The organism is Acinetobacter lactucae, assembly GCF_013122135.1.
Lineage (GTDB): Bacteria > Pseudomonadota > Gammaproteobacteria > Pseudomonadales > Moraxellaceae > Acinetobacter > Acinetobacter lactucae.
Window position 1 is genome coordinate 3,267,146 of sequence record NZ_CP053391.1, and the last position, 24,493, is coordinate 3,291,638.

The 24,493-nt window shown below is 38.1% G+C and carries 23 protein-coding genes and 1 rRNA gene; 3 read left to right on the plus strand and 21 right to left on the minus strand.

Annotated features, from left to right (window positions below; genetic code table 11):
- Window positions 1-61: 61 nt before the first annotated feature.
- The gene (rpe, locus tag HLV59_RS15255) at window positions 62-748 is read right to left on the minus strand and encodes a ribulose-phosphate 3-epimerase (protein ID WP_171430315.1); all 687 of its coding nucleotides are present in this window, start codon (window positions 746-748) and stop codon (window positions 62-64) included.
- A gap of 184 nt (window positions 749-932) precedes the next feature.
- Here rpe and HLV59_RS15260 point away from each other — a divergent pair, with 184 nt between their 5' ends.
- On the plus strand, window positions 933-1,205 hold the full coding sequence (locus tag HLV59_RS15260) for a DUF2218 domain-containing protein (protein WP_000843452.1): 273 nt from the start codon (window positions 933-935) through the stop codon (window positions 1,203-1,205).
- On the opposite strand, the gene fghA is transcribed toward HLV59_RS15260, so the two are convergent.
- The 6 genes from fghA to HLV59_RS15290 form a co-directional block, all read right to left on the minus strand.
- A complete protein-coding gene (gene fghA / locus HLV59_RS15265) occupies window positions 1,206-2,051 on the minus strand; it encodes an S-formylglutathione hydrolase (protein WP_171430316.1) in 846 nt (281 codons plus the stop codon).
- The gene (locus tag HLV59_RS15270) at window positions 2,020-3,471 is read right to left on the minus strand and encodes a C13 family peptidase (protein WP_016144399.1); all 1,452 of its coding nucleotides are present in this window, start codon (window positions 3,469-3,471) and stop codon (window positions 2,020-2,022) included. Before HLV59_RS15270 ends, fghA begins: the two co-directional genes overlap by 32 nt.
- Window positions 3,472-3,607: 136 nt before the next feature.
- Window positions 3,608-4,399: a class I SAM-dependent methyltransferase gene (locus HLV59_RS15275; protein WP_087090335.1), complete on the minus strand. Its 792-nt coding sequence runs from the start codon at window positions 4,397-4,399 to the stop codon at window positions 3,608-3,610.
- Window positions 4,400-4,410: 11 nt separating this feature from the next.
- A complete protein-coding gene (gene tsaB / locus HLV59_RS15280) occupies window positions 4,411-5,076 on the minus strand; it encodes a tRNA (adenosine(37)-N6)-threonylcarbamoyltransferase complex dimerization subunit type 1 TsaB (protein ID WP_171430317.1) in 666 nt (221 codons plus the stop codon).
- A gap of 133 nt (window positions 5,077-5,209) precedes the next feature.
- Complete coding sequence (locus HLV59_RS15285; protein WP_081176045.1) at window positions 5,210-5,737, minus strand: gamma carbonic anhydrase family protein; 528 nt, start codon at window positions 5,735-5,737, stop codon at window positions 5,210-5,212.
- Window positions 5,738-5,759: 22 nt separating this feature from the next.
- Window positions 5,760-6,386 (minus strand): CoA pyrophosphatase, encoded by a 627-nt coding sequence (locus HLV59_RS15290; RefSeq protein ID WP_171430318.1) that lies wholly within the window; start codon window positions 6,384-6,386, stop codon window positions 5,760-5,762.
- A 114-nt stretch (window positions 6,387-6,500) separates the two neighbouring features.
- On the opposite strand from HLV59_RS15290, the gene HLV59_RS15295 reads away from it, so the two are divergent.
- Window positions 6,501-7,049, plus strand: coding sequence for an NUDIX hydrolase (locus tag HLV59_RS15295; RefSeq protein WP_057104773.1), 549 nt, complete (start codon window positions 6,501-6,503; stop codon window positions 7,047-7,049).
- Window positions 7,050-7,104: 55 nt separating this feature from the next.
- Here the strand turns inward: HLV59_RS15295 and filF are convergent, their stop codons facing one another.
- From filF to filA, 6 genes are all read right to left on the minus strand, one after another.
- Complete coding sequence (filF, locus tag HLV59_RS15300) at window positions 7,105-9,105, minus strand: putative pilus system protein FilF (protein WP_171430319.1); 2,001 nt, start codon at window positions 9,103-9,105, stop codon at window positions 7,105-7,107.
- 12 nt (window positions 9,106-9,117) lie between these two features.
- Window positions 9,118-10,497 carry a putative pilus assembly protein FilE gene (gene filE, locus HLV59_RS15305; protein WP_171430662.1) on the minus strand — a complete coding sequence of 460 codons (1,380 nt, stop codon included), beginning with the start codon at window positions 10,495-10,497 and terminating at the stop codon, window positions 9,118-9,120.
- Between the two features lie 17 nt (window positions 10,498-10,514).
- Window positions 10,515-12,179, minus strand: a complete 1,665-nt coding sequence (gene filD / locus HLV59_RS15310) for a putative pilus system OmpP1/FadL family transporter FilD (RefSeq protein ID WP_171430320.1) — start codon at window positions 12,177-12,179, stop codon at window positions 10,515-10,517.
- Between the two features lie 12 nt (window positions 12,180-12,191).
- Complete coding sequence (gene filC / locus HLV59_RS15315) at window positions 12,192-13,391, minus strand: putative pilus system protein FilC (protein ID WP_171430321.1); 1,200 nt, start codon at window positions 13,389-13,391, stop codon at window positions 12,192-12,194.
- A 45-nt stretch (window positions 13,392-13,436) separates the two neighbouring features.
- Window positions 13,437-14,270 carry a putative pilus system C39 family peptidase FilB gene (gene filB, locus HLV59_RS15320; protein WP_032004351.1) on the minus strand — a complete coding sequence of 278 codons (834 nt, stop codon included), beginning with the start codon at window positions 14,268-14,270 and terminating at the stop codon, window positions 13,437-13,439.
- 301 nt (window positions 14,271-14,571) lie between these two features.
- Complete coding sequence (gene filA, locus HLV59_RS15325; protein ID WP_216606735.1) at window positions 14,572-15,423, minus strand: putative pilus system protein FilA; 852 nt, start codon at window positions 15,421-15,423, stop codon at window positions 14,572-14,574.
- A gap of 353 nt (window positions 15,424-15,776) precedes the next feature.
- On the opposite strand from filA, the gene HLV59_RS15330 reads away from it, so the two are divergent.
- Entirely contained in the window at window positions 15,777-17,129 is a 1,353-nt protein-coding gene (locus tag HLV59_RS15330; protein ID WP_171430322.1) for an anthranilate synthase component I family protein, read from the plus strand.
- Window positions 17,130-17,132: 3 nt separating this feature from the next.
- Here HLV59_RS15330 and hisC read toward each other — a convergent pair whose 3' ends face one another.
- The 8 genes from hisC to rrf all read right to left on the minus strand — a co-directional run bounded on the left by hisC (window position 17,133) and on the right by rrf (window position 24,419).
- Window positions 17,133-18,218, minus strand: a complete 1,086-nt coding sequence (hisC, locus tag HLV59_RS15335) for a histidinol-phosphate transaminase (protein ID WP_171430323.1) — start codon at window positions 18,216-18,218, stop codon at window positions 17,133-17,135.
- A gap of 69 nt (window positions 18,219-18,287) precedes the next feature.
- The gene (gene hisD / locus HLV59_RS15340) at window positions 18,288-19,577 is read right to left on the minus strand and encodes a histidinol dehydrogenase (protein ID WP_171430324.1); all 1,290 of its coding nucleotides are present in this window, start codon (window positions 19,575-19,577) and stop codon (window positions 18,288-18,290) included.
- Between the two features lie 106 nt (window positions 19,578-19,683).
- Window positions 19,684-20,367, minus strand: coding sequence for an ATP phosphoribosyltransferase (hisG, locus tag HLV59_RS15345; protein ID WP_016144387.1), 684 nt, complete (start codon window positions 20,365-20,367; stop codon window positions 19,684-19,686).
- Window positions 20,367-21,623, minus strand: a complete 1,257-nt coding sequence (gene murA / locus HLV59_RS15350; RefSeq protein WP_002115380.1) for a UDP-N-acetylglucosamine 1-carboxyvinyltransferase — start codon at window positions 21,621-21,623, stop codon at window positions 20,367-20,369. Before murA ends, hisG begins: the two co-directional genes overlap by 1 nt.
- A gap of 6 nt (window positions 21,624-21,629) precedes the next feature.
- Window positions 21,630-21,881, minus strand: coding sequence for a BolA family iron metabolism protein IbaG (ibaG, locus tag HLV59_RS15355; protein ID WP_002115399.1), 252 nt, complete (start codon window positions 21,879-21,881; stop codon window positions 21,630-21,632).
- Window positions 21,882-22,016: 135 nt separating this feature from the next.
- Window positions 22,017-22,358, minus strand: coding sequence for a ribosome hibernation-promoting factor, HPF/YfiA family (hpf, locus tag HLV59_RS15360; protein WP_171430325.1), 342 nt, complete (start codon window positions 22,356-22,358; stop codon window positions 22,017-22,019).
- Window positions 22,359-22,525: 167 nt separating this feature from the next.
- Complete coding sequence (locus tag HLV59_RS15365) at window positions 22,526-23,974, minus strand: RNA polymerase factor sigma-54 (protein WP_171430326.1); 1,449 nt, start codon at window positions 23,972-23,974, stop codon at window positions 22,526-22,528.
- Between the two features lie 330 nt (window positions 23,975-24,304).
- Window positions 24,305-24,419, minus strand: a 5S ribosomal RNA gene (gene rrf / locus HLV59_RS15370).
- Between the last annotated feature and the right edge of the window lie 74 nt (window positions 24,420-24,493).

A 24,493-nucleotide genomic window follows, 5' to 3' on the forward strand; every position in this document is an offset into this window, starting at 1 on the left:
AGTTATCCATACAGTTATAAACAAAGTTATCCACAAGCTTATTCTCAGATAAATATCTTTTTTAAGCGTCGACGCTACCTACTTTTGCAAGTTCTGCACGCATTTGATCAATCACAACTTTATAATCTGGTTGACCAAAAATTGCTGAACCTGCAACAAACATATCTGCACCGGCTTCTGCAATTTCACGGATATTTGCAGGGCCAACGCCACCGTCAACTTCTAAACGAATATCACGACCACTTGTATCGATAATTTTACGAGCTTCACGTAATTTTTCTAAAGTCATTGGAATGAACTTTTGTCCACCAAAACCAGGGTTTACACTCATTATTAAAATTTGATCAACTTTATCAAGTACATAATCTAGATAATGCAATGGCGTTGCAGGGTTAAAAACTAACCCTGCTTTAGCACCACCAGACTTAATCAACTGTAATGAACGGTCAATGTGATGAGATGCTTCTGGGTGGAACGTAATAATATCTGCGCCTGCTTCTAGGAAATCGCCAATAATACGATCAACTGGAGATACCATTAGATGCACATCAACAGGAGCTGTAATGCCATAATTTTTTAAAGCCTTACATACACCTGCACCAAAAGTTAAATTTGGAACATAGTGGTTATCCATCACGTCAAAATGCACTACATCTGCACCTGCGGCTAACACTTTGTCTACATCTTCGCCTAAACGAGCAAAATCGGCAGATAAAATAGAAGGAGCAATCAAGTAAGGCTTGGACATAGGTGGATGACCTGGCTAAAAATTTAAGGAGAGGCTGAAAATTATAACAAAAAAGAACCTAATTGGCCTGCCCTTCCTTGCTTAAATGACAACATTTCAAACTTGCAACGTAACGTTGCAACAATAGAATGCTAATGGCGAAACGAATTTGTTAAGGTACATTAAACCAATGTGAGGATTGATAATGAAAAGCACAACTCATCTATTAACAAACGATGGAAAACGCATTGCAAAACGTCTGGTTAATCATTGGAAACACAAGTTCGAAGTACAAGAAACTGAACAAGATTTTAAAATTTTAATGCCTACAGCAACGATTACACTTGCACCAGAAACAGAGCAGTTAAATGTTGCTATTGATAGCCAATTAGATGACCACGACCACTTAGAAAAAGTGGTGCTTGATCATCTAAACCGTATGGCTCAACAAGAATTTCAGGTGGAATGGCAACACTAATTAGCCAGCGACCTTTTCTAATTGGATCGCATGAAACTGTAAATGCTCATCCATAAAGGTTTGAATAAAGTAATAGCCATGGTCATAGCCAGCATGTTGTCTTAAAGTTAAAGGCTGTCCTGCTTTTAAACATGCTTGCTTAAACTTTTCAGGGTGAAGTTGTTCATAAAATTGGTCATCTAATCCCTGATCAACCAAAATTTCGTCAAATACTGCACCATTTTTTGAGACCAACGCTGTGGCATCATGAGCTAGCCAGCTTTCGCGGTCTATACCTAAATAATTGCTAAAGGCTTTGTCGCCCCATGCACATTCAGTTGGTGCACAAATTGGAGCAAAAGCAGATACCGACTTAAATTTTTCTGGATATTTAAACGCTAAAGTTAATGCGCCGTGGCCACCCATTGAGTGCCCAAAGATACCGACTTGTTGAGCGTTTACAGGAAAGCTGTTTAAAATGAGTGGATATAACTCATCTATTAAATAACTTTCCATTTGATAATGCTCAGACCAAGGTGTTTGTGTTGCATTAATATAAAAGCCCGCACCTTGCCCAATATCCCAATGATCCCCTGCTGCGACTTGTTCTCCACGAGGAGAAGTATCAGGCGTAATCAATATAAGGCTCAGTTGTGCTGCCATATGCTGTGCATGGGCTTTAATGGCAAAAGTTTCTTCAGTACACGTTAACCCAGCTAAGTAAAACAAAGTTGAGCAAGCTTTACCTTCTAAAGCTGCTGGTGGTAAATAAACACCAAACTTAGCTGGCCCTTTTAAATAAGAAGATTCAAATTGGTATATACGCTGCTCGCCCTCAAAGCAGCGGTTTTTTTGCAGGAGTTGCATCGTTTTTAGCCTCTGTTTTTGTTTGAGCAATATCTACACTACCCGTATTTTGTTGAGGAAATAGATACTTTTCCAACTGAGGTAGCATAAGTTCCATATTTTTACCGATCATCCACTGAGGCTCTGAAGGTTCAACACCTTGAGCCACTTCCCATTTGGTGACTGTTTGCTTAGCTGTGTTAAACGAATCTTTCATCGACGATTGCTCTCGCATAGCCAAATCAAAGAAAGCTCGTCCAAAATAGGTATAGTCAGCTTCGTTATTACACCCAAAAGAAGTTTTATCAGCGGCTGATGCAGTAATAATTAAAGTATCAGGAGACTGTAAAGCAGGAATAAAGCTTCCTGAATAACAGGCTGAGATAACAATCACACGCCAGCGAATACCAGATTTATCAAGTGTTTCTCGCAACCATTTAGGGTCTACTTGCCCTAAATCTAATGGTGCATTTTCAATTTCAAAGTGATTTTGTTCACCGTGTGAAGTCATATATAGAAATAAGACATCGCTATCACGGTTCATTTGCTGCCCCATACGGCGTAGGGCTAACTCGATACTGGTTTTAGAGGCAATTGGAATTTCTGTGCGGGTGTCTGGATTATTGACCAGCATCATTGAGCGCCCAATTGTTCCAAAACGTGTATCAAACTGTTCTTTAATACGGACTACTTCCGATTTAAAAACATCTTGATAACTATCGCCAGCAACACCTAAAAAATACCAATGGCTTTTGGCGAGCTCACCATATTGAACTTGCTCTAAAGAATCATTTAATAGTTTACTTTGCGCATAAAAAGCATCTTCAGCAAACGTTGGAGCAGACTCTTCGACCTTCCAAATCGGTTGGTCTTTTACAGAAAGTTGCCAAACCACCATCGTTGCAATAGTCGCAACCATAACCAGTGCACGTTCCCACCAAGGCCACTTGAGTTCACGTGAGAAAACCCAAATCACCGCTAAACTTTGCCATACAAACAAAGCTACAAATAAGCTCGGTAAAATTCCATTATAAATAGCATCGGGAATAAAGTTGAGATAACCGTTAGAACCCAAATATTGAATTAAACATTGAATTAATAAGATATTCGTATCTAGAACCAACCATAATAAAGCAGGTACTAGCATTAAGCGAGGTTGATTGGTTCGCTGTGATAAGAAAATACCGACAATTAAAGCAATGAATGGCCAGAGTGCATAACCAATTAAACCTTGTGAATTGAAATCACCGATTTGACCTGCTACAAGCCAGCTATAAAGAGAGTTGGTACACCCTCCTAAAATTCCCCAGACAATGAGCTGAAGGATAGATGGATGCACAATCTGTAAAGAACGTCTTGACCCCAAAAACAGCCACATTCCGGCAATTTGGTTGCTTTTAAAATCATGCCAAAAGTTAATGGAGGGTTTAAGATCAATCATAGAAGGTTTTCAAAAATTTCGTTTTTGACAGGCATCTTAAGTGTATGCCTGCTAAGAATTTTAGCAATCATGCTTTTGAACTATATCACATATATTTGTGCATTATTCAAGCAATAAAACCTAACCTTACATAAGCCTACTGAAAATATGCATCAAAACGACAAGCATCTCCTTGCCATTGATGAGCTGGCTCTTGATTCGCCAAGAAAATAGCATGGCGCGGTCGTTTAACGACTACACGTTTAGCAACTTTCTGTGCCAAAACCAGCAAATTATCTCCCAGATCCATCTCACCATCTTCGGGTAAAAGAAGATGTAAAAGCTGCATCTGTTTTTTTACTTGAGCTTGTTTTTTGATTGCTTGATGGTTTTGATCACGCTGTGGAAACATCGGATCTAGATAAACCACATCAACCAGTTGAGCTGTTTGCTGTAACTGTTGTAAATAACTTGCAGAGTCAGCAAAGATCAGTTGAATCCGATCCATAAACTGGCTTAAAAAGCTGTCTTGTTCAGCTTGTGCTTTTGCATCTTCAAGTAAGGTAAATAAAATTGGATGGCGCTCAACCAATTGTATTTGTGCGCCAAGGTAAGCCATGAGTAAGCTATCGTGGCCTAAGCCTGCTGTAGCATCAACCAATATTGGTTTTTCACCTAACTGACAAGCACGGGCAATCATTTCTGATTTAAGACTTGCACGCTTTAAACGGGGAATTTCAGCTTTCCAGTCGGGCTGCATTTTCATGCCATTTGCAGATAGCCATAATCCATTTTCATCTACACAAAGGGCAATTTCAGGATTGAAGCGTAAAAACCGTGCATTCAGCTTTTCGATTGGCTGTAAATCGACAGTCACACCTCTAGAACAAAGCACAGCTTGGTAGTGCTGTGCTTGTTCTTGAAAATCTTCTTCAAAATATATATGCATGAGTACTGCCTTTATTTTGCTTTACCCTGATCCGCTATCTTTTTCCATGCATCATCACGTAAATAAACTGGCAAAGCATGTTCGGCATCAACCCACTGCTTTTCTTCTGCATAAACACGTGCAATAGAAGCAATATCTTGTGCAGTTGCGGTGATTGTTTGATGCTCTGCATCAGCTTGAAGTAGCTTGGCGCCCGAACCAATTAAGCAATGTTTTGCATAAGCAGCTGCTGGCTCATAGCTCATTAATTTTTCTTCATCAATACACTGCATAATTCCTTGTTCATCTAAAATATAACTTGCAATGTAAACTTCATTCATACGTGCATCGAGCACCGCAGTCACCTGCTCCAAACCTTCAAGTCGGTATGCCGCTTGTGCTAAAGCTTGCAATGTAGAAACTGGAACCACAGGTAAATCTTGTGACCAAGCTAAAGCTTGGGCAACAGCAGCATTAATTCGAACACCACTAAAAGAACCCGGCCCACGGCTAAAGGCAATTGCATCTAAACCAGCAACCTCAAGACCTGTTTGTTGTAGCCCTAGCTCGATCATGGGCAAAATGGTCTGGGTTTGTGCTTTCGCCCGCGTATCGAGCTGAAAAAACAGTTCTTGGGTTTCATCGACTAATGAAATAGAACACTGCTCATTTGCAGTTTCCAACGCCAGCAATTTCATGCACAACCTTAGTATTAAATCAGATTAAAAACGAGGGTTATGATACCCCACTCGGCTCTGATAGGCGAGTTGTTCTCTCTCTAAATAAAAATGTCAAGCTTGTGCTTGGCATAGAACATATCTTACTCAAATTTTAAAAGTGGAATTCTTTTAAATCCGTATAGTTCTTAAAGTGTTCAGCATAATGCAATGCACTCAAACGTATTTTTGCGGCACCATCGTCATCTAAAGTTTTGACAATTTTGCCAGGTGAGCCCATCACCACTGAATTATCTGGAATCACCTTCCCTTCAGGAATTAAAGCATTCGCACCGATAATACAATTTTTACCAATCACAGCCCGATTTAAAATTACGGCGTTCATACCAATCAAACTATTATCACCAATCGTACAACCATGCAGCATGACTTTATGACCGACCGTGACGTATTCACCAATATTTAGCTCAAGTCCAGCATCGGTATGTAATACCGAATTTTCTTGAATATTAGAAAAATCACCAATTCGAACTACACAGTTATCAGCACGCACTACAGCACCAAACCAAATACTGACCTGACGGCCTAGTTCTACCTGCCCAATAAGCGTTGCAGTTGGAGCAACCCAGCCATCCCATGGCTCATGTAAGGCTTTTGGGTGCTGACCTTGATAGCTATACATCATAATTTATCAATCCTGATCTTTATTTTTTATGAGAAAACTTTGGCATTCCAAAGGTTGGTGAGTTAAGTAAAAAGGGCCAATCTTTTTGATAACCTAATCCATATTTAAACAGAGCAACTAACATACGAGCAGTTAAACCCCAGATAATTTCATTATCAATCTGTAGGCTTGGGAAATATAAAGACTGATGAGCATATCGAACTTCATAGGGTATTGGACGCGTTTCAATAAGTTGCTGTAACGGGACAAAGAAAATTCGATCAATTTCGGTAGGCTGAGGTATTAAAGTGACCTCAGGAGGAATAAGCCCAACGATCGGTTTTACAGACAAGCCACTTCTTGCACGTTGCATCGGCAAATCACCTAACAACTGCACATCAAACGGGTTTAAAGCTGTCTCTTCTTGAGCTTCTCTTAACGCTACAACAATGTTACTGGTATCACTAGGATCACGCTTTCCCCCAGGAAAAGAGACTTCCCCCGCATGGTTGTTCATATGTATTGAACGGCGTGTAAGCAGTACCTTAGGATCATTCTCATTCGTAATGGCAATGAGTACTGCAGCTTGTGCTTCTTGTATGCGGGTGGAAAAGCGCAATCTTTGCTGTAACTTTTGTGTTAGCAAGTGCTCTTCCATACCATTCACCTATTATTCTGTCTCTCTTTGCATCATATCTGAAAATCAAAGTTAGGGAATAGAGTTGATGCGTAAGTCTAAAAATTCAGTTATGCTGAGGCATCTCTATACTCGATGATAATTATGAGTTTCTGTGTAGCGTGTGGGCATAAAACCGAACAAAAAATTCCTTTAGGTGATCATAAAGTACGCCGTGTTTGTACTCATTGTGGCAATATTCATTATGAAAACCCCAAAGTAATCTGCGGTGCCTTAGCGTTATGGGAAAACAAAGTATTACTCTGTCGTCGTGCGATTGAACCTCGTTATGGTTTATGGACACTACCCGCTGGATATATGGAATTGTTCGAAACCATGGAGCAAGGTGCAGCACGCGAAACTCGTGAAGAAGCAGAAGCCGAGATAGAAATAGAACAACTTTATTGTATGTACAATATTCCTCGTATTGGCCAAATTTATGTTCTTTTCAAAGCGCAGCTGAAAGATGGCATTTTTGGTGCAGGTGAAGAAAGTATCGAGAGTCGTCTGTTTGAAGAACATGAAATTCCATGGGGAGAGCTTGCTTTCCCTAGTGTCGAACATACGTTAAGACATTATTTTGAAGATCGTAAGAAGCAAGTTTTCCCAACCCATCTGGAAACTTTAGGGACTCGTTTAGACCATACAGGTTAATCAGTTAAACAATAAAAAAGACCGCGAAAGCGGTCTTTTTTTATTTATCTTTTATTTAAGGTTTAGTCTTAATAGCATTACAGGCTGGAATAGACTGATTTGCTAGTTTAATTGATACTGTTCCAGACAGACGTTGGGCCAAAGCTTTTTCTTCATCAGTTGGTGCTGGACTAATATCTTTAATATTATTATAGACAGCTTGATAGAAAGCATAGAGATTAATCCAACGCGCAGTCTTGTTCTCATAATCACTTAAATTAATACTATTACTGCTGTTTTGACCTGCTAATAAGTTATAGAGATTAATCTTGGCTCCACCCACTGAAATCGAATCATTTACATTATCGTCTGGATCAGTATCCTGTCTCACTACAGAGTTAAGTCCCATCAAGATCCCATTAAGGTTACCTAGCTGTGGATTCGATAAAATCATACGAACAGTAATAGAACTATCATTATCAGATGACTCTGTTCCCCCCGTAGTACCAAGTCTATATTGTTGTACTCCATTACTATCAATTAAGCTATTGTCCGCTACTGTTGCACATTGACCAGACATATCTGTTGCAGTTGCATTTGGTTTAATATCCGTACGAATATCTCCTTTTTCATTAACAACAATACCTAAATCGATTGGAGCTATCCCTGTAGTATCAAATCTGAATGTTAAAGTTGCATATAATGGGAAGACATAGCGCTGACCAGAACTCACGTTAGCTGCAGTTTTAAAGATTTCTTTTCCAAGATAACTAATTGGATTGGCTTTAATAATATCGAGTGAACCCTTATAGTTTTCTGTGCCTACTGTTTGTCGCCATAAACCATAATGCTGAATATTCCCTGTTGTCGAGCGTGTTAGCTGTTTATAAAAACCTTCACTTCCCGCAACAGCATAATCGTTCATAAACTTACCTTGATAGATTTGCAAATCATTATTTGCATTGTTATCAACGCTTAAACGTAATGGTTGAGTCGATTGAATATCTTTTGAAATTGGGTTAAGCCAACCATTTTGTTGTGGAGCAACCAGCATTTGCATTGGTTTTGCTTTGGTCCACAATAAAACTGGAGGAGCAACGCCTGTCACGTTTCCGTCCTTATCTTTGTATAAAGTAGCATCACCACGCCATTGCAGACCGTAACCCATTGCATAACCTTCACGGTCAGTCAACATGAACATGTTAGCCATCATATGACGTAAATTAGTGGTAGATTTATTAAAGCAATCTGCTAATGCCTGATTACAGCCATAAAAACCGAGTGGTAACGGTGAACTGGCAGAATCTACAATACCCGCATAAGTTGCTTCATTTGCTTGGAATAATGCAGCGTTTGCCAAATTCGTTACTTGAACTACGAGTGCATAAGCTTGTGCATCAGATACTTTGCTTACATCTAACCAAGGTTTTAGAAGAGTTACATATTGTCCATTCTTCCATTCCGTTGCGGTTATATCTTGTGTCAAACTAGTTAAAAGATTTTTCTTATCTTGAGTAAATTGTGTTGGTTGTAAATCACCCACCACATTGTCGCCACGTTCAACACCAATACTTTGGAATAACTTAACTAAAGCCATAGCCACTTTAATAGTTGGATCAGCGTTACTCATTGAAGCAGGAGGTTGGCCTGTTAATGCGGTAGCCATATCCAAAACTGTTAAATGTGTTGTCCCATATTTTCCTAATGTATCAAGTTTTATAGTACCTAACGCAATCTTGCGAGTATTAGTACCTTGTAGATAAAGCGTAATTGTTTCATCTGATTTACTGCTGCTGATACTACAAGCACCGCCAACCGAGTTACCAACCAATTTAGTAATATACCGCTGATTTGGAGATAAACTACAGTCGAAATTCAATCCTGCTATTGGATAATTTAATTCAAAATTCAGACATGTCTCATCCGTTGCTTTACAATCCAAATTAGTGGTCGGAATCTCACCTCCACCTTGTGTAGGATCTTCATTAATTGTTGAGCCACCACCGCCGCACCCATTTAATACAATTGCCAATGCGGATAATGCAAAAGGTAATAAAATTTTTTTACTCATCATCATTCCTATTTATTTTTAACGTAATACTGAAATTTTAATTTGTCCCTGATTAGATAGTTCTTGATCCGGCATATCCACGGCCGAAGATAAAGGCGTTAACATAATATAGTGCGTACGTTCTGGCACTTGTAAAACACCTAAAATCGATGCATGTTGCAAAATCGTCGCAGGATACGACTTACTTTTAAAACCACTAGCACCTTCTAAAACACAGCCCTTTTCATCCAAGAAAACAGCCAGTGGCCAATAATATACAGGCTTATCATTAGTTGTAGCATAGGAAGCCACTTGTATATTTTTGATAGAAGAATCTAATTTTACGACTTCGTATTCAAACTTTTCTTTAAGAGGTTTTCTGGGCCATAACCCAACTTCTTTATTCTGGCTCAATTTTTTAATTGATTTGTTATAACCTTTAATAAAACACAAATCATTTTCAAAAGTATTTGCCAATTCTTGTTGTGAAAGTCGTAAATATGTAGGTGCCAATACAACAGGGGAGATTTGATCTTCTCGTGATCGGTTTAATACATTATCGAGGATAGACTGACTAACACCTTTTTTGCGCTCAATAGATTCGGTTCGGCCTAACCCATCAGGCATAATATAAAAACGTTTTTTACCTTCTAGATTAAATTCTTGATTTTCTAAATATTCATTATTGACGTATTCCACACCATCAATAGTAGTGTACTTCGTCTCATCCTTTTTGGATGTGGTCGCTGATGAAGTCACCCCTTGCTTAGACAAAGATGAATCTGGATTTGACTTTACTTTTTCTTCATTCCTTTGTTGAGAAGCAGAATCCGTTATTACTGTTTTTTCTTTACTAGTTTCTAAAGTAGATTTTTGATCAATAACTTCTGCCTTTTCTTTACTTATTTTTCTCGGTTTTGAGTCATTAGATTTTTCTGTCATTAGCACTGGTGCAGTTGGTGCAGTTGGTGCAGTTGGTGCAGTTGGTGCAGTTGGTGCAGTTGGTGCAGTTGGTGCAGTTGGTGCAGTTGGTGCAGTTGGTGCAGTTGGTGCAGTTGGTGCAGTTGGTGCAGTTGGTGCAGTTGGTGCAGTTGGTGCAGTTGGTGCAGTTGGTGCAGTTGGTGCAGTTGGTGCAGTTGGTGCAGTTGGTGCAGTATTAGACGATTTTGTAATTACTTTAGGCAATTCTTTTGATTTTAAAGACGTTTCTGGCAATACCTGCTGTTCTGGACGAGTCGCCTTTATCTCTGGATTTGTTACTACCTTAGACGGATTAACATTTTGTTCAACCCTTTTACTCGGAACAATCATTGGACGGCCATCAGGGCCAATAATTGTATAGAAACCATCCGCATAAACAGCAGAGTTAGTTGCTATTGCAACAAAAAAAATCGCAATAGCAAACCTAGGTCGAGACATCCATTCGCAATTTAATTTTACCATTTTGTTCTATAATTTAACCCGAGTACTGTAACTTTAGTATTGGTTTTAACATCCAAACCGGCATAAGGGTTTAACAGGATATTATCAACTCCTGTTTTATTAGATAAGGTACTAGTCCCTGCTGGAATATTATCGCGACTACGTAAGAATCCAACTGAAAGATCCAGATCTGTATCTGCATCAAATCGATATCCAATACCTAAACCAAATAACTGCGCATTATTAATTGGAATCATGGTATTACGTTTATCATTTGGAATAGCACTAGCACGCGGCTCATAACCAGCCCGTAACTTCAAACGATCTGTTGCCGAATATTCTAAACCAATCCCCCAACTCCATGGCGAGGTAAACTTTAAAGGTAAACCTAGTGAAGAATCTGTAACATCATTTGATAAAAGTTTAGCGACTTTGAGTAAGGTAATCTGCCGATCAAATTCAAATTTGAACTTATCCCAAGCAGAATAGTCAGTCCAACCCACATCAAAATTAACTTGCAAATCAGGGAATATTTTATATTTAATCCCTGCTTGGAAATGTGCTGGATATTCAAGATCCATCGCCGCCAGTCCAGATTCAGAGTTTGGGACACTTCCTGGTAAACCGAGAATAGCCGCCAAAACCTGACCTGTAGCTGATGAGTTTAAGCCTTTAATTAATTCTTGAGGAGCCTTAGCATTATTAATTAGGTATTTCCCTTTCATACGCATTTTAGCTGCACTTTGGTAAACCATACCAAAGCCAAAATCGTCCGTTGGTTCCCACATTAATCCCAAGTTATAGCTTGGGCTTAAAGACTGCTCCATAGAAACTTGAAGTGATCCCATTTTCTTAAAAGGGTCCATCCCTTCTTGAGTATTACATAAGCCAAATAACAATAGATTAGTAATCATATCGTTATTATCTTTAAAAGGCCCACATACTACGTCATCAACCATACGCAACACCCCAATCATATCATTGGGAAATCGCAAATCGGTTTTCATAGCAAGAGCGTTATAAGACATACCCACAGACGCACCGATCGACAAATGGTCATTTACTTGATAACCAAAAGATGGAGACAAATAAGTAATCCGCTCAACAGCCACCTGCTGCCCCATAAAGTTTCCAGCGTTACCATTTTCAGCGCCAAAACCTGCAATTAAAGGTGCATAAATTGCAGTAGCATAGGTCAGCTTTGAACCTGGTGGTTTATAGGCAATCCCTGCGGTAGGAGCAGCGAGTGGATACCCCTCCCCTAAATCAACCATTTTTTTTAGAATCGGCACATATAAGCTAGCGTATTCAACATCACCACGTACAGGCCCCTTAAAATCAGTACAAATATTAGCTGCAACTTCTGGACCATCATTACAAACAAGAGGGTCATCTGAGTAGCCAAACACGTTATAACCAGGAGGTGCAGAGAACTCACGTTGAATATCAAAATTCGCTAAAATTCCTTGCACATCTGTCTGTAACCCATCAATTTTTGCTAAAGCCGCAGGGTTAAAGTGAACTGCACTAATACCAGGTGGATCTGCAGTTACAGCATTCCCCATTGATAGTGAACGAATATCAACAGCTAGGTTTTGTCCTAATTGAGCATTGGCAAAGCTAGAAAAACCGGAGATCACAATTGCCGCCGTTAAAGGACATAATTTAGGATATCTCACCTGCATATCTCCTTATTTTGTTTTTTTGCCAAAGCCTATAAAATCTAGCGGGAAAGACAGACCAAGCGAAACATCTGGTGCATCTTCGGTTAAACCAATACCCACTGTGCCATTAACAATCGTTTCAGGTGAAACACGTACACCTAAAGCAAACGACAACATCGCACTACTTTGGTCTGGTGACTGATAGGATTCACCATTCTTAAACTGAAACTCAGCATCCATGTTAAAGCTTTGTTGATATGACATTGTTAATGAAACGTCATAGTTAAATGAGTAAGCAAAACCGAAAGAGAAACCACCACTAATACCGGGATCAAAACTCTCTAGATAACGAGGACCATTAGCCCCACCACCACGTGCCTGATTTAAACCCGTTTCTTTAAATCCATAATTGGCAGATGCCGAGGCAAATAAAACCACTGGATCAATATATTTACGGGTACTTGCTCCCACTCCAACAGAGTAATAACCCTTACCAGTTGAAAGCTCATCTAAACCAATTTCGTAAGGGCTATCCCCAGTTTTTGTTGATAGGTTACCGAACAACACTAATGGCAGACGACCTTGCTTTAATGGGAAAGGTTCCCAGCGTGCCCCTAAAGAAATATCACCTAAACCAGCTGCAGTTGTATCTCGAACAATTTCAGACTTAGCAACGAACGGAACTGTTGCAGATAATGTTAAGTTGTCCAATACACCATATTGAACAGTAAAACTATTCGTCAAAGTATGATTCGCATCTTCCTCAATACGTAAACGGTTGAGTTGAGATGAATCATCAGCTAAAGCTAAATCAATTCGAGTATCGCGATAATAGGTATAATCGAGATCGTAATAGGCTGAAAATACGCCTCTTTTAATCAATGAATATTGGCGCTCATTTGAAGTAAATACTTCTTGTAAATTTGTTTCTTGAGTCGCATCACCTTCTTTTTTCTGTAAGGCAGTCGCAGCTTGATTAGCTCCAGTATTTTCGGGTACAACAGGCGCAGGTTCAGTAGTGACCACATCTGCGGTTGGGGGCGTACTCACTTCTTGAACTGAATCTGTTGCTGATGTTACTACCGATCCTGTACTCGTTTCAGAAACAACAGTGGTGTTTTGTGCTTCAGCTTCAGTTTGTGCGACTTGGTCATTTGCATAAAGTGTGCCTGTAATAGCACTCATACTTAATGCCAACACACTCATTTTCATCCATCGATTATTCATATTTCTTCCCACCTAATGTATTTATTTTACTCAATTCATATTTGATTATTTACGCTTATAGTAAAGACGCATATACGTTTCAATTGGCTGATTATAGGTTGCAGAATTTGGGTCTTTATCCAGTACCCGGCGCATGGTTGATGCTTTATTTGCTAAACGGTCATAATTGAATGTTGGATATTGCACATCCACAAAGGCATAACGGTTAACAGTTGCATCTTCCACATGACGCATATCTGAGTCTTTTAAGGCCAATAGGTCTTTACGTTGAGATTCAGGAACAGAAACAACAAATAATGTATTATTATCCCAAACCTCTTTAAAACGATTTTCATCAAAGCTGATATTCCCTAATGCAGGATCAGCAACATAGACTCGTCCATCTTTATAAGCTTTATATACGACAAAATGTTTAAAACCAGCATAAGAAATTGGAACAATTGCAGGTTGTCCAAGATTAACTAAATCAGAAAATTCTCCACGATACCCCCCACTCTCTAAACCAATTGCGGTTACAAAGCGCTTCATATCAAGTAGTGAAAAGCTTCGACGTTCAATAATACGTTGATATTCGCCATACTGTAGCAAACCACTCATCGTCTGCTGTTCAGTCAAGCTAGTCCCTACGTAACCATTTAGAAGTGTAGTGAGGGCTGCTGAACCACAGCTATAGTCATAAGCTTGTCGAACGATACCTCGAAACTGATCTTCTACAGCTGGTTTAATCTGAACTGGTTCAATATGATTACGGCGAAAAGATAAATTACGTGAATCGGCGGTTTCTGTATAATAGACAGTTCCCGGTGGCTTTTTTTCTATTTCGAAGGCTTCTGTCGCAAAGTAATATATCAATGCTGAGCCCAAAGCAATCTCTAACATAAGCACTTGTTCTAAATGGTGGCCTAACCGGCCTTATTCATTTTATTCTTAGAGCAAAAGCTCTACATCCCTGTGTGTTGAAGATACCTTTTTTTTTTGAAAAAAACAGCCTTTTTTTAATTTTTTTTGATGAACGTTTAGTTTTATAAAAATAGAGAGACTTGTGTGATTAATTTAAATCGATTTTTAATTTAATAGCTTATTTTTATCGATTAGAAATATACTTTATAGAACAAAATTGACTGAATTAATAATTAAAAAAGCGCGTATTAAACGCGCTTTTTTAATTATTAATTTTAAATTAGTGACCTGAGATTGTAATTGTAGAAGTTCCTACATTTAAACCTTGGATTTCAACATCACCAATTGAAGCATTAGCAGCGGCACCTAAATGTACACCCTGTACATAAACATTCATGCCTTGTGCACTATTATTTTGAATTTTTAAGCCTGTTGGTACAACTGAAATGTTAGCATCAACATCTAAATCACCAGTCGTATTACCAGCACCGCGAACCATAACTTTATCTAAGAAGATTTCACCACCACCTGCAGCATCTTTAATACCAAAGTTAGATAAGGTTAAACCACCTTGTAAGCTTGAGTTTACTTTGATCATTGCACCTTGTGGTGTAGAACCTAATTGTACATTCGCTGAAATTGCGCCTAGAGACAAATCTAAACCAGAGATAATTTCAGTTGGAGCAGTTTCAGTAATACCACGTACAGCAGTAGTTGTATTTAAAGTACCAGAAGTACCCACACCAATAGAACCAACACTTACATTAACAGCACCTACATTTGCAGCAACATTTAAAAACGCGCCGTTTGTACCTGAAGCACCAACGCTATCAATTTTAAGGTCTAATAGATTCGTTGTTGGATCTACTTGATTAACTGTTACTCCGCTTACTACAATTGCACCCGCAGTTGCTGCAGCACCAGCAATACCTGTAGTAGGGTTTAAACCATCATTATCATGAATAAATACTTTATCGATAGAAATACCGCCAGAACCTAAAGCGATACCGATGTTAATACCATCTTGACCTGTAGCAGCACTGAGTGCAGCATCGTCCATTGACTGCATTGCCATTGCATTTGCGCTGATAGCTAAAGAAGAAACTAAAGCAAGTTTAGTAAACATTTTCATTGAGCACTCTCCCAAGAGCATTTATTTTTTGACTTTAACCACTCTCATTGTCTCAAATTGCATTTTTCTTTATATGGCAACCGAAACTTCCAATCCTTGAGTAGTTTTGCTTAGCAATTACTAAATTACATCTACGTTACTTTTTGTTCAACTAGTGTTGTGCATTTTTTGCCAACTACCCGACAAACGGTACACTCAAGTTTTTCTAAACAAACTTTGCCAAACACCATACCTAAGCTAGAGTTTCGTTCATTTTATCGGCAAAAAGTTTACTACTTAAAAGACTTCCTCCTGACAAACTGCAACTTGTAGTAAACTAATTACTCTCTCATTAATCATTGTCTTATTTAAAAATGTCTCAGTTAAAGAAAAAAATCTCTTTACATAGTAAAAATGCTGCCGATGTTTTAAAAAAATTAGATGGTTTAACTGGGCTTATTTATTTAAATGACAACAACAACCCAACTATCGGATTTCTTCCGCAAGAATACATTATTATTCAAAATGAAATTTATTTAGAATTTCAACATCAAAATATTAATGAATATAAAAAAACCTTAAAATCAAGTCAATTATTGGATTTTATTCAATTTAAAGAAAAAAATTTAAATAAAGATGTTCAATCAACAACAAGTTTTACAGGTGGATATATTGGCTTTATTAGTTACGATTTCAGTGCACATCAATTTATTGATATAGAAAATCACATACAACCTTCTTTATTCTTAGGCCAATATCGATCTTTCTTAAAATATATAGATAATGACTGGTATTTTTTTAGTGATGAATCAAATGCACTCGGTCTATTCTCATATATTGAAAATAAAATAAACAATTCTACTTATAGTCATTCTAAAAATACATTTGATTTAAAAACCACTATTCAACCAAGATGGTCTAAAAAACAATATTTCGATGCTTTCTATAAAATACAAGAATATATTAAGGCTGGGGATTGCTATCAAATTAATTTAACCCAAGAGTTTAAAGCTAAATTTTCAGGATCCTTATTAAATAAAGCTAAAGACCTATGGCAACTTACAAATGCTCCATATGCAGGTTATTTAAAATTAGATAATTTTGAATTATTAAGTTGCTCGCCCGAGCTTTTCATCGAATTCAATCAAAATAAACAAATTAAAACTAGGCCAATTAAAGGCACAATGCCTCGTTATGAAAATATAGAAAAAGATTTTATTTCTAAACAAACCTTAAAAAACTCTCAAAAAGACCAAGCAGAAAACGTAATGATTGTCGATTTATTACGTAATGATTTGAGCATTTATGCCAATACAGGATCTGTAAAAACAACAAAATTATTCGAAATTGAGAGTTTTAATCAAGTTCATCATATGGTCAGTGAGATTGTCGCTACGCTTAAAGATGATATTAATCCTATGCAAATGCTGCTCTCTGCCTTACCAGGAGGTTCAATCACAGGAGCTCCCAAAATTCGGGCAATGCAAATCATTGAAGAGTTAGAAGAATCAGCAAGAGGTGCATATTGCGGGACGTTAGGTTACTTCAATTTTGATGGAACTGGCCGCTGGAATATTCTTATCCGTAGTTTTCAACAATATCAAAATCAGCTTTCTTTATGGGCTGGTGGCGGTATTACGATTGCATCAAATGCTGAAGCAGAATATCAAGAAAGTCTTGATAAAGTCTCTGCTATGCTGAACTTGATGAACAGCACAGCAGAGTAAAATTTAGAGAATATCTTCTTTTAAGGTCTGTACTAAACGCTCATTTTGCTCATCAGTTCCTACAGTAATTCGCAAGAATTGATTAATACGAGGCTTATTGAAATAGCGCACAATAATGCCCTGCTCACGTAATTGCTGTGCAAGCTGACCTGCATCATGTGATGGATGTGAAGCAAAAATAAAGTTCGCTTTAGAAGGTAAAACTTTAAAGCCCAAAGCAGTTAAATCATCTACTAGCTTTTCACGACTAGAAATAACTTTCTGACATTGTTCCTCAAAATAAGCCTGATCTTCAAAAGAGGCTACTGCCGCTGCAATTGCAAAACGGTCAATAGGATATGAGTTAAAACTATTTTTGACAGCTTCAAGCGCTGCAATTAAATGTGGCTGAGCGATTGCAAAACCAACGCGCAAACCAGCTAATGAACGAGATTTTGAAGTTGTTTGGCATACAACTAGATTCTCATAGCGATTTACTAAACTCACCGCGGATTCTGCACCAAAATCAACATAAGCCTCATCAATTACAACCACTCGATCTGGGTTAGCTTTTAAGATTTGCTCGATATCAGACAACCCCATGGCAATACTTGTGGGTGCATTAGGGTTTGTAATAATAACCCCACCATTTGGTTGTATATAGTCCTTAGCTTCTATCTCAAAATTATCATTGAGTGGAACTTCTTTAGTTTTTGTTCCAAAGAACTGACTATAAACTGGATAAAAACTATAAGTAATATCTGGATAAAGAATCGGTTCGTCTTGAAGAAAAAATGCTTTAAAAATATGAGCAAGTACTTCATCGGAGCCATTACCAACAAAAACTTGAGACACCTCAATATTCTGTTGTTTAGCAATTGCTTGCTTTAAAGCTGTTGCATCTGGGTCTGGATATAAACGCAATGCATCAGCTTGCTGAGTTAAAACAGCTTGAACTGCTTCAACTACTTTGGGCGATGGCGGATATGGATTTTCATTCGTATTGAGTTTCAATAAATTCTGAATTTTAGGCTGCTCACCCGGAACATAAGGCTCTAATTCACGAACTTCTGGACTCCAAAAGCGCATTTGTGCTGTAGATAAAGTCATGGTCTTATCTCAAAAAAGGGCTGAAAATCAGCCCTGAGTAATAATTAAAACACTACAAGGTTTATAAGCTTATTGATAACGATAGCGAGCTGAGCGTGCATGGGCATCTAAATTCTCTTGTACAGCTAATATGTCGGCTGTTTTAGCTAACGTTTTAACTCCATCTTTCGAACACATAATTAAGCTCGAACGTTTTTGGAAATCATAAACGCCTAAAGGAGAAGAAAAACGAGCAGTTCCAGATGTCGGCAATACATGATTTGGGCCCGCGCAATAGTCACCAATTGCTTCAGGTGTATAGCGCCCCATGAAAATTGCTCCAGCATGACGAATATGTTCGCTCATGGCTTCAGCATCATCTAAGCAAAGTTCTAAATGCTCTGGCGCAACCTGATTAATTAATTCAATTGCTTCTGCACGGTCTTTGACTAATACCAAAGCACCACGGTTTTCAATTGAAGTTCGAGCAATATCTGCCTTTGGCAATTCATTTAAATGCTTTTCAATTGCCAACTCGACTGCATTAAGCAAAGCTTCATCTGGAGTAATAAAAATAGCTTGAGCAACTGTGTCATGTTCAGCTTGAGATAAAACATCCATAGCTAGCCAATCTGCATTATTCTCGCCTTCTGCATATACTAAAATTTCAGAAGGTCCAGCAATCATATCAATGCCGACTTGACCAAATACAGCGCGTTTGGCAGCTGCCACAAAACGATTTCCAGGGCCAGTAATTTTATCTACAGGTGGAATGGTCTGAGTACCATAAGCTAAAGCTGCTACAGCTTGAGCCCCACCAATGGTGAATACTCGACTAACCCCAGCAAGATAAGCTGCGGCAAGGACCAATGAATTCAGTTCACCATTAGGTGCTGGAACAACCATGATAATTTCAGGTACACCGGCAACGTGGGCTGGCACAGCATTCATTAAAACTGAAGATGGATAAGAGGCTAAACCGCCTGGTACATAAATACCTACACGGTCTAGAGGTGTCACTTTTTGCCCTAAGGTATTGCCCAAATCATCTATATAAGTCCAGCTATCTTGTTTCTGAGCTTCATGAAATGTACGAATACGAGCTGCTGCTAACTGAAGAGCATCGCGAATTTCTGGATTTAAATTATCAAAAGCAGTTTTAAGTTGTTGTTGAGATAATTCTAAATCTGAGAATTGATGCGCTGGATGTCGATCGAACTGTTGAGTGAGCTTTAAAACATGATCATCACCATGCTGACGAACATCAGCAATAATTTGATCTACTGTTTGCACTAAATTAAGATCATTTACGGTTTCAAATGCTAAAAGCTCAGCAAAAACCTGTTTGAAGTTCTGATCTTGAGTCGATAAACGTCGCATCAATTTACCCACAAGGCGAAAAAGAAAAACCAAGTTTACTCTTTTTCTAAGCGCTTGTGGGCATCATCTGAAGCAACTATCACAAAAGCATGATGGGAAATTGCTTTTAACGTGATTGAACGGCTTGTTCAAGCTGCGAAATGATTGGGTTTAATAGAGCTTGCTTACGTTTAAAACTAGCTTTATTTACAATTAAACGTGAAGAGACTTTGCAAATCTCCTCTAATGGCTCAAGACCATTCGCTCTTAGCGTATTACCTGTATCAACCACATCCACAATGTAATCACCCAACCCAACCAAAGGCGCTAACTCCATAGAACCATAGAGTTTAATTACATCAACTTGCTCACCTAAGCTTGCATAATACTGACGTGTAAGATTGACATATTTCGTGGCAATTTTTAAACGGCCTTTTGGACGCTCCATTCCCACTTTACCAGCAGTCATTAATTTACACTTAGCGATTTTCAGGTCAAGTAGCTCATATACATGCTGAGCACCGTGTTCCATCAACACATCTTTTCCTGCTACACCTAGATCTGCTGCGCCATTTTCTACATAAGTAGGCACATCAGATGCACGTAAAATCAAAATACGTACTTGCTTATGCGTAGTAGGAAAAATCAGTTTACGGGACTTTTCCGGATCTTCGAGCAAATTAATACCCGCTGTAGCTAGTAAAGGTAACGTCTCTTTTAAAATACGCCCTTTACTGAGTGCCAAGGTCAAACCATGATCAAAATTGCCCATCACATCAAAATTAGGATCATCGTTTCTTACATCATTCATTAACTTACTCGCTTAATTTTGGCACCTAAACCTTGAAGTTTCTCTTCGACATGCTCATAACCACGGTCAATATGGTAGATACGATCAATTAAGGTATCTCCCTCTGCAACTAAAGCAGCCAAAACTAGAGAGAACGAAGCACGTAAATCTGTTGCCATTACAGGTGCTGCCTGTAAAGTTTCTACACCAGTTACGACAGCATCGTGACCTTCAACCTGAATATTAGCACCCATGCGTGACAGTTCAGGAACATGCATAAAACGATTTTCAAAAATCGTTTCAGAAATCGTTGCAAATCCACGACCAATAGCATTTACAGCCATAAGCTGAGCTTGCATATCTGTTGGAAACTCCGGATGTGGCAAAGTTCTAAAACTTACTGCTTTAGGGCGTTTACCCAACATATCAAGTTCGATCCAGTCATCACCACGAGTGACTTCAGCACCCATTTCTTCAAACTTATCCAAAACAGATTCAAGCAATGCAGGGTCAGTATGTGTAGTTTTGACACGACCGCCCGTAATTGCAGCAGCTGCCAAATAAGAGCCCGTTTCGATACGGTCAGCTACCACAGCATATTCACAGCCATGTAAACTTTCTACACCAGTTACAACTAAAGTATCGGTATCAAGACCTTCAATCTTAGCACCCATTTTAATGAGCATTTGAGCAAGGTCAGTAATCTCAGGCTCACGAGCTGCATTACGAATAGTCGTAACACCATCAGCCAGCGCAGCAGCCATCAAGATGTTTTCAGTACCACCAACGGTAACCATATCGAAAACAACTTCACCACCTTTTAAACGCCCTTCAACTGAAGCATGGACATAACCATTTTCAACTTCAATATGCGCACCTAAAGCTTCTAAAGCTTTTAAATGCTGATCAACTGGACGTGATCCAATTGCACAGCCACCTGGCAAAGAAACTTTTGCATTACCATAACGTGCTAATAATGGCCCTAAAACCAAAATTGAGGCACGCATTGTTTTTACCAATTCATAAGGAGCAAACTGATTATCTAAAGTAGAGGTATCAGCTTTTACTGTGTCATTTTCATAGCCGATTGTAACCCCTAATCCACCAATCAATTTGACTAAAGTATTTACATCTTTAAGATTTGGAACATTAGTGATCGTAATTGGAGAGTCTGCAAGAATAGTTGCAGCAAGTAATGGTAAAGCCGCATTTTTAGCACCAGAAATGCGCACTTCCCCGTCGAGCTTAACACCACCCGTAATTAAAAATTTATCCATTAATATTTAAGCTCCGAAAAGGCTTGCTTTACGCCATTCATCTTTGGTCATTGCACGAATTGTTACTGCGTGAACTTCGCCACTTGCAATATAAGTATTTAATGGTGCATAAACTAATTGTTGACGAGCAACAGTACGCTTACCGTCAAATTGATCATCCACAATACGGAGGTCAAATTTTCCGGCCTGTCCGCTCACCGCTACTTCCGCTTCAGGGAAAGCTTCTTTTAAAATTTGAGTGAGCTGTTCACTATTCATTGCAAAGACCTCTGACACAACCTAAGGTGTAAAACGAAGTATTTTACTATAACTTTTTCAAAGAATTCAGTACGTGTTTATATTTTATCAATAAAAAAGAGGCTATGTTTCAAGCCCCTCTTAATTATAAAAAACTTATTGAATAGAAACAGCAACTTGTGAATAAGTACACTGCATTTTCCGATATTTTAATAATTGTTTTTTTAATTTTTCAGTCAGTTTTTTAATTGAAGTATACATGTCATCAGCAGCTGCCTGAGCAAACAACTCAATTCCCGGCAATCTTATAATAGCCTCTGCAACATGGTTTGAACTACCTTTATGAGAGCGCTTATCAATTTGATGATCTTTTGTTAATTTAATCTGCATACTATTCACCTGATCTAGATGTTTCGTTAACTGATTAAATTTTGATTTAATATTTTCTTCTATAGCTGGTGTAATTGCTAAATGATGTCCACGAATCGTTATTTGCATAATTCTATCCCTCACCTTTTTTAGGTTATCTAAAGAAGAACTAAAACGATTTAATGCGATCAAAAAGAAAAATTGGGACAATTAAACCATTTTAGTTACTCTCTTGGTGAAAATGAAATTTCATTATTTCGTCATAATGAATCTCTAGAATAGCCATACTTCAAATTTCAGATCAAGACTTTTCTTTCAGACGATGAAGGAATATGTAACGATTCTCGATATTTTGCGACCGTTCTTCGAGCCACTTCAATTCCTTCATCTTTTAATAATGTAGCAATTACATTATCTGACAAGGGTTTACGTGGATTTTCATTGGCGACTAGTTTCTTAATCATCGCACGAATCGCTGTAGAAGAAGCCTCTCCCCCCGTAGTTGTTCCCACATGACTAGAGAAAAAATATTTCAACTCAAAAAGTCCACGTGGAGTAAGCATGTATTTATTTGTAGTTACACGAGAAACTGTAGATTCATGCAATTCGACCTCTTCCGCCACATCCCGAAGAACTAGCGGTTTCATTGCTTCAGGTCCTATTTCCAAAAAGGCTTTTTGATGTTCCACAATACATGAAGCTACTTTTAATAACGTTTTATGTCTTTCATCAATGCTTTTGATAAAATTTTTCGCCTCAAGCATCTGATTACGTAAATATAAATTATCTTCGCTCTGATCTGCTCTACGAATCATACTAGAATAAAAAGAATTAATTCTTAATTTAGGAAGCACATCTGGGTTTAGCTGAACCTGCCAATGTAAATCTTTTTTTGAAACGACTACATCGGGAATTTGATAGTCTGATTCTTGCTTATCAAATTCCATACCTGGATAAGGTTTCAACGTTTTTAAAAGATTGATTGCAAACTTTAATTGTTCTTTCGTTAGACCTGTTTGTTTAAGTAATTTATTTAAGTCATTTGCTATTAAAAGTTCGTAATACTGCAATAAGCTTTTTGCCTCGCTTAAATATTCAACATCTTTCGGTAAAAATTCGAGCTGCACCTTTAAACATTCTGCTAAATTACGCGAACCAATTCCTAATGGATCAAGTCGTTGAATATATTTTAAAACAACTAAAACTTCATCCTCTTCAATCTCTTCTTCAATATCCATTTCATTCAACAACTGTTGTGCTGCTAAAATTATTTCTTCTATTTCAGCATCTAAGAAACCTTTGTCATCTAATGCATCAACAATACAATAAGCAATTAATTGATCTATTTTAGAAAAATGCAAAAGATTAACTTGTTCTAAAATATGTTCCTTTAAAGATAATTGAACTTGGCGATTATCCTCTCGCTCTTCAAATTCTGGAGTAGCTAAAGCCGTTGACTGATGTGTATATACGTCATCCCACTCAGTGTCGACGGGCAAATCATCAGGTAAATGATCTGCATTTAGTTCAGTTGTTAAATCATCTGATTCTTTACTTTCTAATGTAGACAGACTTTCCGTTAACGACTCTTCTTCTATTTTTTCAAGTAAAGGATTACTATCTAATTGAATCTGAATTTCTTGTTCAAGCTCTAAACTAGAGAGTTGCAATAAACGAATCGCCTGCTGCAATTGAGGTGTTAACGATAGAGAATTCGCAACTTTCAATCCAACAGATAATTTCATATATTTCAGTTTCCATAAAACAAGCAAAAATCATGCCTATTCAATATTTATAACATATAGTCTCCATTTGTCATACATATCCAACTAAAATTTGTAGAAGAAAAAAGAGGTTTTTCCAATTATAAAAATAATCTTATTAAATTAATTCTATCAAAGATAGTTCACATAAAAGTCAGACATGAAATCTTGTTATAAGAAGTTAATTAGGAGGAACTCGCTCTCTTTTAATTTTGTTTAATTAATTACCCTCCTGTTCTATAGTTTCTATTTTATTTTTCTTTCTGCAATAAAAAACACCCCCACTCAAAGAGTGGGGGTGTTTGAATAATGAGCTGGCGATGACTTACTCTCACATGGGTAACCCCACACTACCATCAGCGCTAAGAGGTTTCACTTCTGAGTTCGGGAAGGGATCAGGTGGTTCACTCTTGCTATGGTCGCCAGCACAACTGGTATGGATACTTGCTTCGTTTTATTCACTGTGTGATACGTTGCGTTTTCCAAATCTTGACAGACGGG

Excerpts from the sequence above, each read along its gene's own strand:
- rpe (WP_171430315.1), bottom strand. The coding sequence starts at position 748 with ATGTCCAAGCCTTACTTGATTGCTCCTTCTATTTTATCTGCCGATTTT.
- HLV59_RS15260 (WP_000843452.1), top strand. The coding sequence starts at position 933 with ATGAAAAGCACAACTCATCTATTAACAAACGATGGAAAACGCATTGCA.
- fghA (WP_171430316.1), bottom strand. The coding sequence starts at position 2,051 with ATGCAACTCCTGCAAAAAAACCGCTGCTTTGAGGGCGAGCAGCGTATA.
- HLV59_RS15270 (WP_016144399.1), bottom strand. The coding sequence starts at position 3,471 with ATGATTGATCTTAAACCCTCCATTAACTTTTGGCATGATTTTAAAAGC.
- HLV59_RS15275 (WP_087090335.1), bottom strand. The coding sequence starts at position 4,399 with ATGCATATATATTTTGAAGAAGATTTTCAAGAACAAGCACAGCACTAC.
- tsaB (WP_171430317.1), bottom strand. The coding sequence starts at position 5,076 with ATGAAATTGCTGGCGTTGGAAACTGCAAATGAGCAGTGTTCTATTTCA.
- HLV59_RS15285 (WP_081176045.1), bottom strand. The coding sequence starts at position 5,737 with ATGTATAGCTATCAAGGTCAGCACCCAAAAGCCTTACATGAGCCATGG.
- HLV59_RS15295 (WP_057104773.1), top strand. The coding sequence starts at position 6,501 with ATGAGTTTCTGTGTAGCGTGTGGGCATAAAACCGAACAAAAAATTCCT.
- filF (WP_171430319.1), bottom strand. The coding sequence starts at position 9,105 with ATGATGATGAGTAAAAAAATTTTATTACCTTTTGCATTATCCGCATTG.
- filE (WP_171430662.1), bottom strand. The coding sequence starts at position 10,497 with ATGTCTCGACCTAGGTTTGCTATTGCGATTTTTTTTGTTGCAATAGCA.
- filC (WP_171430321.1), bottom strand. The coding sequence starts at position 13,391 with ATGAATAATCGATGGATGAAAATGAGTGTGTTGGCATTAAGTATGAGT.
- filB (WP_032004351.1), bottom strand. The coding sequence starts at position 14,270 with ATGTTAGAGATTGCTTTGGGCTCAGCATTGATATATTACTTTGCGACA.
- filA (WP_216606735.1), bottom strand. The coding sequence starts at position 15,423 with ATGAAAATGTTTACTAAACTTGCTTTAGTTTCTTCTTTAGCTATCAGC.
- HLV59_RS15330 (WP_171430322.1), top strand. The coding sequence starts at position 15,777 with ATGTCTCAGTTAAAGAAAAAAATCTCTTTACATAGTAAAAATGCTGCC.
- hisC (WP_171430323.1), bottom strand. The coding sequence starts at position 18,218 with ATGACTTTATCTACAGCACAAATGCGCTTTTGGAGTCCAGAAGTTCGT.
- hisD (WP_171430324.1), bottom strand. The coding sequence starts at position 19,577 with ATGCGACGTTTATCGACTCAAGATCAGAACTTCAAACAGGTTTTTGCT.
- hisG (WP_016144387.1), bottom strand. The coding sequence starts at position 20,367 with ATGAATGATGTAAGAAACGATGATCCTAATTTTGATGTGATGGGCAAT.
- murA (WP_002115380.1), bottom strand. The coding sequence starts at position 21,623 with ATGGATAAATTTTTAATTACGGGTGGTGTTAAGCTCGACGGGGAAGTG.
- ibaG (WP_002115399.1), bottom strand. The coding sequence starts at position 21,881 with ATGAATAGTGAACAGCTCACTCAAATTTTAAAAGAAGCTTTCCCTGAA.
- hpf (WP_171430325.1), bottom strand. The coding sequence starts at position 22,358 with ATGCAAATAACGATTCGTGGACATCATTTAGCAATTACACCAGCTATA.
- HLV59_RS15365 (WP_171430326.1), bottom strand. The coding sequence starts at position 23,974 with ATGAAATTATCTGTTGGATTGAAAGTTGCGAATTCTCTATCGTTAACA.